7 protein-coding genes and 2 pseudogenes are annotated in these 8,037 nt (G+C 64.9%); 2 read left to right on the top strand and 7 right to left on the bottom strand.

Annotation, left to right across the window (positions count from 1 at the left end; all coding sequences use genetic code 11):
- Positions 1–138: 138 nt before the first annotated feature.
- A pseudogene (locus EQG66_RS14945) lies at positions 139–1,023 on the top strand (IS5 family transposase); the annotation flags it as partial.
- 21 nt (positions 1,024–1,044) lie between these two features.
- Here the strand turns inward: EQG66_RS14945 and EQG66_RS14950 are convergent.
- Genes EQG66_RS14950 through EQG66_RS14975 form a run of 6 tightly spaced genes read right to left on the bottom strand, consistent with a single transcriptional unit; the run spans position 1,045 to position 6,767 of the window.
- On the bottom strand, positions 1,045–2,436 hold the full coding sequence (locus tag EQG66_RS14950) for an NAD-dependent succinate-semialdehyde dehydrogenase (RefSeq protein ID WP_067738978.1): 1,392 nt from the start codon (positions 2,434–2,436) through the stop codon (positions 1,045–1,047).
- Between the two features lie 2 nt (positions 2,437–2,438).
- A complete protein-coding gene (hpaI, locus tag EQG66_RS14955; RefSeq protein ID WP_223308216.1) occupies positions 2,439–3,236 on the bottom strand; it encodes a 4-hydroxy-2-oxoheptanedioate aldolase in 798 nt (265 codons plus the stop codon).
- A 24-nt stretch (positions 3,237–3,260) separates the two neighbouring features.
- Complete coding sequence (gene hpaH, locus EQG66_RS14960) at positions 3,261–4,103, bottom strand: 2-oxo-hept-4-ene-1,7-dioate hydratase (protein WP_051585693.1); 843 nt, start codon at positions 4,101–4,103, stop codon at positions 3,261–3,263.
- Positions 4,103–5,200 carry a cupin domain-containing protein gene (locus tag EQG66_RS14965; RefSeq protein ID WP_129405306.1) on the bottom strand — a complete coding sequence of 366 codons (1,098 nt, stop codon included), beginning with the start codon at positions 5,198–5,200 and terminating at the stop codon, positions 4,103–4,105. The genes hpaH and EQG66_RS14965 overlap by 1 nt, the downstream gene beginning before the upstream one ends.
- A gap of 23 nt (positions 5,201–5,223) precedes the next feature.
- Positions 5,224–6,213, bottom strand: a complete 990-nt coding sequence (locus EQG66_RS14970; RefSeq protein WP_129405307.1) for an ornithine cyclodeaminase family protein — start codon at positions 6,211–6,213, stop codon at positions 5,224–5,226.
- Entirely contained in the window at positions 6,210–6,767 is a 558-nt protein-coding gene (locus EQG66_RS14975; protein WP_245988130.1) for a carboxymuconolactone decarboxylase family protein, read from the bottom strand. Before EQG66_RS14975 ends, EQG66_RS14970 begins: the two co-directional genes overlap by 4 nt.
- Positions 6,768–6,877: 110 nt before the next feature.
- Here EQG66_RS14975 and EQG66_RS14980 point away from each other — a divergent pair, with 110 nt between their 5' ends.
- The gene (locus tag EQG66_RS14980) at positions 6,878–7,807 is read left to right on the top strand and encodes a LysR family transcriptional regulator (RefSeq protein WP_164975704.1); all 930 of its coding nucleotides are present in this window, start codon (positions 6,878–6,880) and stop codon (positions 7,805–7,807) included.
- A 122-nt stretch (positions 7,808–7,929) separates the two neighbouring features.
- Here EQG66_RS14980 and EQG66_RS15680 read toward each other — a convergent pair.
- A pseudogene (locus EQG66_RS15680) lies at positions 7,930–8,037 on the bottom strand (IS110 family transposase); the annotation flags it as partial.

Raw genomic sequence — 8,037 nt, forward strand, 5'->3', positions numbered from 1 at the left:
ACCGGCGACTGCGGTCGGTCCCACCACGGAAATCAGCGGATCAGCCTCCGAAACCGGGGCTCACCATCCTCTCATGCGCCTTCACGTCGATATCATGCCAAAATCAGGCGGTTCTTCGAGGTGTCCAACTGACCCGAGTATAACGCTGCGCTGAAGAGGCGCGGGTCGCTGGAGGTTTGGTTTGATCCTGGGATGGCGTGGTTTGCGGTTCCGGACGGGCGTGCAGGACGTCCGCTGCGCTTTTCCGCTCAGGCGATCGAGTTTTGCCTGACGCTGAAGGGGTTGTTCCAGCTTCCTTTGCGTCAGGTGACGGGGCTGGTCCAAAGCCTGCTCAGGATGACGGGTCTGGACTGGCCCGTACCGGATTATACGACACTGTGCCGCCGCCAGCGGACCTTGCCGGTGGAGTTGGGCGGACGCCCCAGTTCAGGCGGCCTGCACCTTCTGGTGGACAGCACCGGTATCAAGATGATGGGCGAAGGCGAGTGGAAGACGAGGAAGCACGGCGCGTCCCGGCGTCGCCAGTGGCGCAAGGTGCATATCGGGATCGACGCCGGGACCCTCGACATCCGGGCGATTGAAGGGACGACCAATGCCGCCGGCGATGCGCCGACCCTGCCGGACCTGCTGGCGCAGATCCCGGACGAAGAGCGGATCGTCAGCGTCGGTGGCGACGGTGCCTATGACACCAAAGACTGCCATGCGGCCATTGCCGAACGCGGCGCCGATCCGATCATCCCGGTTCGCCGCAACGGCCGATCATGGACAAAGGACGGTCCCGGCGTCGATGCCCGCAATGAGACGCTGCGGGCGATGAAATATCTGGGTCGGACAATCTGGAAGAAGTGGAGCGGCTATCATCGCCGCAGTCTGGTCGAAACCAAAATGCACTGCTTCAAGCTGCTGGGCTCCCGCCTCGCAGCGCGCACCTTTGAGCGTCAGATAACCGAGCTCAAAGTCCGTGCCGCAATCCTCAATCGCTTCTCACAAATAGGAACGCCCAATACCGTCCGCGTCGTATAATATTATCAAGTAATCATAGGTTTAAGGCATTCCAACGTTATGCAACAAAGCCATTCCGAAGTGGGAAAGTTCGCGACCATAACCGCTTTGCCGGACGCCGCCGATCGGCACCCGAGGATCCGAAACGGGAACCCCGTTCACATGAACCGCACCGGTTTCGATGCGCCGGGCGAGCGTGGTCGCGCGCGCCCTGTCGCCGCTCCAGATCGCACCCGAGAGGCCGAAGTCGCTGTCGTTCGCGAGCCGGACCGCATCGTCGCCGTCATCGGCGACGATGATCGCCGCGACAGGCCCGAACGTCTCTTCGCGAAAGACCGGCATAGCGGGGGTCACGCCGGTGAGCACGGTCGCAGGATAGAAGGCGCCCGGCCCGTCCGGTATCCGGCCGCCGGCAAGCAGCCGCGCGCCCATCGCCAGGCTGCGCTCCACCTGCGAATGGAGTTCGTCGCGCGCGCGCGCGCGCGCAAGCGGCCCCAGGTCCGTGGCGTCGTCGAGCGGATCGCCGCACACCAGCGCCTCGGCTGCGGCGACGAAGCGCGCCGTAAAGGCCTCGGCGATCGGCGCCTCCACGATGAGCCGCTTGGCGGCGATGCAAACCTGTCCGCTGTTCTGGAACCGCGCTTCGATCGCAGCGGGAACGGCGCGGTCGAGGTCAGCGTCCGCCAAGACTATGAAAGGGTCCGATCCGCCGAGTTCGAGCACCGATTTCTTCAGGTTGCGCCCCGCCTCCGCCGCGATGGCGCCGCCCGCCGCGGTTCCCGCCGTCACCGACACGCCGACGATCCGCTGGTCGGCCAGCAGTGGCGCGATCTGGTCGCGTGAGACATGGACGTTCGCGAACAGACCGGCAGGGAAGCCCGCCGCGCCGAAACAGTCAGCGAGCGCTTTGGCGCAGCCCTGGACGTTGTCGGCATGTTTGAGCAGCATCGCATTGCCGCCCGCGAGAACGGGCACGGCGGCGCGCAGTACCTGCCACAAGGGAAAATTCCACGGCATGACGGCGAGGACGATGCCGAGCGGGCGATAGCGGACCACCGCCTCCCCATCGCTGCCCATGTCGATCCGCTCGTCGGCGATCAACCGTTGGGCATGATCCGCATACCATCGGCACAGCGCGGCGCATTTGGCGACCTCGCCGCGTGCGCGGCCGATCGGCTTTCCCATCTCGACTGAGATCAGCCGCGCCAGCAGTTCCGACCGCTGCTCCAGAGTCTGCCCCAGCCGCCGAAGCGCTGCGCCACGATCCGCACAGCTTATGTCACGCCACACGTCGAACGCCGCGGAAGCAGCGTCGACGGCTTCGGCCACCTCACGCTCCCCGAGCCAGGGGTGCAGCGCGACCGTCTCGCCGGTCGCCGGATTGACCGATAGCGAGCCGGGGTGCGCGAGTACGTTTTCTGCTGCGTTCGCCATCATCAATATACGCCTCCCGCGCCCGAATTCGCCGGGCGCGGGTCCCCGCCGGCAAAGCGGGCTGCGAGCGCTTCGGCGCCGCGCGCCAGGATCGTCACGTCGGTTCCCACCGCGACGAAGCTTGCCCCGATTTCAAGGTAGCGCCGCGCCAGCGCTTCGTCGGCCATCAGCATGCCGACAGGCTTGCCCGCCGCGCGGATCGCCACAATGGCGCCTTCGATCGCCTCCTGCACCTCGGGATGGGCGGCATCTCCGAGATGACCGAGGTCGGCAGCGAGATCGGACGGGCCGATGAACACGCCGTCGACGCCTTCGGTTCGTGCGATCGCGCCGACATTGGCGATCGCCGCGCGGCTTTCCACCTGCAGCAGCAGGCAGATGTCTTCGGCCGCGTTGCGGATATAGCCTGGCGTGCGGTTCCAGCGGCTGCCGCGCCCGATCGCCGTCCCGACGCCACGGATGCCGTGCGGCGGATAGCGCGTCGCGCTGACCATCGCCGTCGCCATGGCGGCATCCTCGATCATCGGGATCAGCAGCGACCGCGCCCCGATGTCCAGATACTGCTTGATCAGCACCGGATCGCCCACCGGAAGCCGGACCACGGGTTCGACCGGATAGGCACTCGCCGCCTGCAACTGTGCCAGCACGAGCGGAACGTCGTTCGGCGCATGCTCGGCGTCGATCAGCAACCAGTCGAAACCTGCCCCGGCCGAAATCTCGCACGTATAGGAGGAGGCCAGTGCCTGCCAGAAACCGATCTGCGGGCGATGCTCGCCGATCGCCTGTTTGAACGCATTCACGTCACTCTCCCACATCGCCCTCGGTCAACCGAAATGGCACTCTACCTGCCCGAAGGATCCGAAATCGGCGACGATATGGCTTCCGGGGGGCGCCTCGACCGGACGGATGAACGATCCCGAAAGCACGACCTGCCCGGCCTCGACCCGGTCGCCACGCGCCGCCAGCCTTTCGACGAGCCATGCCATCGAAACCAGCGGATCGCCGAGCACGCCGGCGCCGAGACCGGTTTCCTCGACATCGCCATCCTTCGAGACGATCGCGCCGACGAAGCGCAGGTCGAGCGCGCCGAATTCGCGGACCGGGGCGCCCATCACGATTCCACCGTTCGCGGCATTGTCCGAAATGGTGTCGCAGACGTTGCGGAGCCGCCCGGTTTCCGGATCTTTGCGGGTAATCCGGGTATCGAGAATTTCGAGCGCCGGAGCCACATAATCGGTCGCCGCGAGGATCGCTTCGGCCGAAATTTCTTCCGGCTCAAGGCCGGTGCGCATGACGAAGGCAATCTCCGCCTCGATCCGCGGCTGGATGAAGCGGCCTGGGGCGATGTGGGCGCCATTGTCGAACGCCATGCTCCGCAGAAGCACCCCCGAATCCGGAATGTCGATCGACAGCGCCGCCTGCATCGCTTTCGACGTCAGCCCGATCTTCCACCCGATCACGGGATCGCCCGCCGCCGCCTTCATTCGCACCCATTCCGTCTGGATGGCATAGGCATCGTCCATCGTCAGGCCGGCATAGGTCTCGCTGAGGAGGCGGATCTGCCGCCCCGTCCGCTCCGCCTCGTCCAGCGCCCGCGCGGCCGCCGCAATGGCGTCGCCATCCAGCGTCACACCGCCGAAATCATCGATCCGCCGCGCCCCGGCCATCAGCCGCCGACCGCCTTACGATTGGTCGCGAAGCCTTCCTCGGCGCCGAGAAGCGCGGGCGGCTCCTTCAGGCTTTCCTGCCACAGCAGCGATTCCATCGCGATGTTGAGCGGCTGATCCTGGATCGTCAGTTCATAGACCGGGCCATTGTCATGGCTCGCATGATTATGGACCGACCAGCCCGGCGCGGAAAGCATCAGATCGCCCGCCTTCCATTCATAGACCTTGCCCTCGACGGTCGACCGCCCCGAACCCGAGAAATAATAGTTCACCGCCGCGGACGAGTGGCGATGCGGCCGATCGACGATCTTCGGCGGGCGCAACGTCATCGTCGCGAAGAAATTGGGGGTGGTGCCGTTGGTACGCCCGGTCATCGGATTATAGAGCAGATAAAGCCTGCGGCCGACATAATCCTTGCCCAGCGCTTCCAGCTTGTCGAGATGCTCCTTGACCTGCTCCCACGGCCAGTAGAGCGCGGGGCTGGTCACCGACGGCGGGTTGATCAGCCGTTCATAGGGCATCATCCACGCGCCTTCCTCGTTCAGCTGGAAGGTGCCATAGGGGTTGACGCGCGTGCTGTCCGCCGCCGCATGCTCATCCTCCCGGTCGATCGACTTCAGGAGCGGCTGCGGATTTTCCTCGACGACATGGATGTTCATCATGTCGAGCAGCGCGCCGTTCGAATAGGTCAGGCGGACATAGAGATCATCGCCGATATTCTTGTGGCGATAGATGCGCATCGATGGCGTGTTCCAGACGTCATAAAGCGCGGTTTCGCGATGCTGGCCGCTCGTCTCGGTGGCGCCGCGCCCGCGAATGACGAAATTCACCTGGGTCGAATTCTGGCGAAAGGTCGACGTTTCCTCGCCCGGCAGCAGCACGTCGAGCGACACCTGGATGCCCGGCGCCAGCCCGATCGAGCGTTCGTTGCGCGGATGCTGGAAATAGGACCGCCGCCGACCGTTCGCCGGCCGGGGCATCGCCGCTAGCCGTTCGATCTCGGCATCGATCTGTTCCTTGGTGATGACGATCGGCTCCCAGGGTGCGTCGCGTTCCGGCAGCGCGCCACTGGCTTCGATGAACAGGGGCTGGGTCATGGACGCGGTCCTTTCCTTGGAATCTAAAGTGTCAGGCGCGGCGCCTGGCGGGTTATCGCCGGAAGCGGCCGGCCGGCCCCCGCCTCACGCGCGGCCTTGAGGAGAGCGATACCCAGCGACAGATCGGAAATTCCCATCCCCATCGCCTTGAAAAGCGTGAGATCGGCATCGGCGGGCCGCCTCGCGTTCCCGGCAACGAGCGTCGACAGGGACTGCAGCCGCTGCCATCGGGCTTCGTCCTCTCCGAACGCATCCATGAACTCGCGGCTGAGCTTGCGCACCTGCGGCACGCTGTCCGCCGCCATCACCGAGGCGCGTTCGATGAGTGCCGCGTCAAATTCGGCGCGCTCGGGCGTGATCGCGCCGACCGCGTTCACATGAACCCCGCGAGGGAGGACGTCCGCGCTGAGGAAGGGGGATCGCGCGCGGGTCGCAAGCGTGACGATATCGGCCGAATCCAGCGCCTCGTCGAGCGTCTGCGTCGCAATCGCTTCCACGCCGAGCTTCGCTTCGATTTTTTCGGCCAGCGCCTCGCGATTCACAGCCGTCGGGCTCCACACGGTCACGCGCGTCAGCGGCCGTACAGCCGCCACCGCCGCCACCTGCGTGATACTCTGCTTGCCGGTTCCGATCATGGTCATCCGGCTGGCATCGGGACGCGCCATGACATCGGTGCCGAGGCCGCTGATGCCGCCCGTGCGCATCTGCCCCAGCGCGAAAGCCTCGATGATCGCCTGAACCGAACCATTTTCGCTGTCGATCAGGATCAGCAGCGGCATCGCGCCCCCGGCCGTGTGCGCCCAGGTCTTGGTGCCGACGGTTCCCCACCCGTCGAACACCGCGCCGATCGCGTGCAACGTCGATCCGTTCGCCCAGCTCGCGTGCGTCTTGACCATGTTCGATGCGCGGCCCGCCGCCTCTTCGCGAAGCCCGTCGCGCAGCGCATCGATCGCCTGCGGCAGCGCCATCAGCGAGACGACTTCCGCCTCGGAAATCCAAAGCCCTTCGCTCATTTCACGGTCCGATCGAAAATCGAGGGAACAGGCGGCTGAAGATCGAGGGAGTTCACAATCAGCGCGTGCGTGACGTAACGGCCCACGAGGAACATCACCGCGATCGCCTGTTCCGCCCCGATCGCTTCGATCGTCTTATCAAGTTCGGCCTGCACATCCTTGCCGCGCCGCCGCAGCATGGCGATGATCAGGCGCTGGACATCGCGCTCGGCATCCGAAAGCTCCGGCGCGACATCGGGATCCGCCTGCTCGACGGCCGCTATCCAGGCTTCGCCGAAGCCCAGCCGCTTCGAAAGCCGCTCATGCTGGTGCAGTTCGTAGCGGTTTTCCATCAACGTTGCGACGGTCAGCGCGCCCAGCTCGGTCAAATGTTCCGGCAGAGCGACCTTGAGCGCGTCGGTCATTTCCATGAAGGAGGTCAGGACCACCGGCTGGACGCCGGTCACCTGGAAGAACTCGCCGAGATAGCCCAGCCGTTCATATTTGGAGCGCAGGACATACTGCACCCCCGGCGCCAATTGCTCGAAGCCAAGCCTCTCGATGCGCGCGCTCATATCGCGTCTCCTTCTGCGTGCACGGATCATCCTTTCTTTGCCATCGTTTCGGAAATACATTATCAGAGCATTGGCAATACTCTGGAGGTATGACGTTGGATGTGAGGCAGATGCGCTATCTCGTTGCTGTGGGGGAGGAACTGAACTTCACCCGCGCGGCGGAACGCTGCCACATTTCGCAACCTCCGCTCAGTCGGGCGATCCGCGAGCTTGAGAGCGAGATCGGCACCAGGCTGTTCGATCGGGACAAGCATCATGTCGCGCTGACGCCCGCGGGGGCCAGCCTCATGCTGAGTGCGCGAAAGGCGCTGGCGGCGCTTGACGACGGCATCCACCTTGCACGGCGGACAGGAATGGGGCTGAGCGGAACGCTGACGTTCGGCTTCGGAGGCTCGACGGTTTATTCGCTCCTTCCCTCACTGGTCCGGCGGTTTCGGGAGACCACGGCCGACGTCGAGCTTCGCTTCAGCGCCATGTCTGTCCTGCATCAGATCGAGGCGCTCAGAAGCGGCGAAATCGACGTCGGGATTCTGCGCCTGCCGATTTTCGACGAACTGATCGAAACCCGCTTCGTTCACAGCGAACCGCTGGTGGCCGCCTTGCCGCTCGGACACCCGCTGCTGGCGCACAGTGGCGCGGTTTCCCCCGCCGATCTGCGATCGAGCCGGTTCGTGACCTATGAATCCACGCGCGGCTTCAACTTCCAGGCCGATCTGCTCGCATTGTGCCGCCTCGCGAATTTCGATCCCGAAATAGCGCATGAGGCGCCGACCACCGAGGCGGTCATCGGCATCGTCGCCTGCGGCGAAGGCGTTGCGATCGTGCCCGCTTCGGCCGAGCGCCTGCGGATGCGCGGGGTTGCCTTCCGCCCGCTTGAGGTTCCCGACGCCACCGCCGAACTGGCAGTGGTGCGCTTTGCGCTGGCCTGGCGTGCCGGCGAACTCGGGGCGACCACGCGCAAATTCATCGATTCGGTGTTTGCCACGCCAGGGCCGGACCCGACCGGGGACGCTCAGGTCATGCGAGATGGCGGACGATAATCAGGCGCCTGCCCGGCGTCATATGAACCTCGATCCGGCCGCGGCGCGGCGCTACCATCGCCATCGCCTCTCGAATCCCCCAGCCCGAATTAGGTTTTTCCCAGTTAGAGTATCCGTGATGGTCAAGCGCATGCTGTGGTCCAGAGACGATCTGCCCTGAGTAGCGCATTTGCGGTGACGATGAGCTTTCGCATGATGGCTGTGATGGCGATTTTGGCGGGTTTTCCGGC

Source organism: Sphingobium fluviale (assembly GCF_004122115.1).
Taxonomy (GTDB): Bacteria; Pseudomonadota; Alphaproteobacteria; order Sphingomonadales; family Sphingomonadaceae; genus Sphingobium; species Sphingobium fluviale.

What these genes read in the sequence shown, in the direction of transcription:
- EQG66_RS14950 (WP_067738978.1), bottom strand. Translation starts at nt 2,436, where the DNA reads ATGGCGAACGCAGCAGAAAACGTACTCGCGCACCCCGGCTCGCTATCG.
- hpaH (WP_051585693.1), bottom strand. Translation starts at nt 4,103, where the DNA reads ATGGCCGGGGCGCGGCGGATCGATGATTTCGGCGGTGTGACGCTGGAT.
- EQG66_RS14965 (WP_129405306.1), bottom strand. Translation starts at nt 5,200, where the DNA reads ATGACCCAGCCCCTGTTCATCGAAGCCAGTGGCGCGCTGCCGGAACGC.
- EQG66_RS14970 (WP_129405307.1), bottom strand. Translation starts at nt 6,213, where the DNA reads ATGAGCGAAGGGCTTTGGATTTCCGAGGCGGAAGTCGTCTCGCTGATG.
- EQG66_RS14975 (WP_245988130.1), bottom strand. Translation starts at nt 6,767, where the DNA reads ATGAGCGCGCGCATCGAGAGGCTTGGCTTCGAGCAATTGGCGCCGGGG.
- EQG66_RS14980 (WP_164975704.1), top strand. Translation starts at nt 6,878, where the DNA reads ATGCGCTATCTCGTTGCTGTGGGGGAGGAACTGAACTTCACCCGCGCG.